The sequence below is a fragment of the Streptomyces sp. 13-12-16 genome (assembly GCF_002114215.1).
GTDB lineage: Bacteria > Actinomycetota > Actinomycetes > Streptomycetales > Streptomycetaceae > Streptomyces.
In genome coordinates this window covers 1-1,067 of record NZ_NCTE01001288.1, presented here as the reverse complement: position 1 = coordinate 1,067, position 1,067 = coordinate 1, and the positions used below count along the sequence as shown (strand labels likewise).

General features: G+C 76.9%; 1 protein-coding gene. It reads right to left on the bottom strand.

The window, feature by feature from the left end; all coding sequences use genetic code 11:
* The coding region (locus tag B7767_RS39535) for a condensation domain-containing protein (RefSeq protein ID WP_256923733.1) at positions 1–1,067 on the bottom strand (1,067 nt) is incomplete at both ends.

Sequence of the window (1,067 nt, the reverse complement as noted above, 5' to 3'; positions counted from 1 at the left end):
GCCCGGCCCGCACCGCTCCGGTGGGGGCGGCCCGCAGCGAGCCCAGTTCCCCCTCCAGCCGTGCCAGGTCGGCCTGTTCGTGATGGATCACCATGACCCGGGGTCCCTCGGGGGGGGAGGCCGGTCGCGCGGGCCACCTCGTCGTACGGCACGTCCTGCCGGTCCAGGGCGCCGAGCGTCGTCTCCCGCACCCGGGCCAGCAGTTCCGCGAAGGCGGGGTCGCCCGCCGTGTCGGTGCGCAGGACGAGCGTGTTGAGGAAGCAGCCGACGAGGTCGGCGAGCCGGTCGTCGGTGCGGCCCGCGGTCATCGTGCCGATGGGCAGGTCGGTGCCCGCGCCGTGCGCGGTGAGCAGGGCCGCCAGGGCCGAGTGCAGCACCATGAACATGCTGGTGCCGGTGGTCCGGGCCAGCCGGTCCACGTCGGCGTGCAGCCGCTCGTCCAGCACGAAGGCGACCCGGCCGGGCGCGGCGGACCCCGACCGGTCCGCCGGCAGCGCGAGGACGGACGGTACGTCCTTCAGCGTCCGCCGCCAGTGGGCGAGACCGCGCCCGCCCCGGCTGTCCGGGTCGGTGAGGTCGCCGAGCGTCTCGTGGGACCGGCGGGTGTGGTCGGCGTACGTCACCGGCAGTGGCCGCCAGCCGGGTTCCCGGCCCCGGGACCGGGCGGCGTACGCGGTGGTGAGGTCGCGGAGCAGGGGGACCACCGACCACTCGTCCACGGCGAGGTAGTGCGCGGTCAGCGAGACCGCCTGGCGGCCGTCGGGGGCGGTGAGCAGCCGCGCCCGCAGCGGCGCCTCCGCCGTCAGGTCCGTCACCTGTCCGGCGAGTTCGGCCAGGCGCCCGTCGAGGTCGGCGCACCGCTCGACGGTCAGGGCGGGAGGTTCGACCGGGTGCGGGAACACCGTGCCGTCGCGTTCGGTGAACGCCGTGCGCAGCGGCTGGTGGCGGGCCGTCACGTCGGCCAGCGCGGCGGTGAGCGCGGCGGCGTCCAGTCCGCCCGGCGAGCGCAGTTCCAGGGCGTGGTCGAACCGGGGGTCGCGCCGGTGGGCGTGCCACTGGGCGCGCTG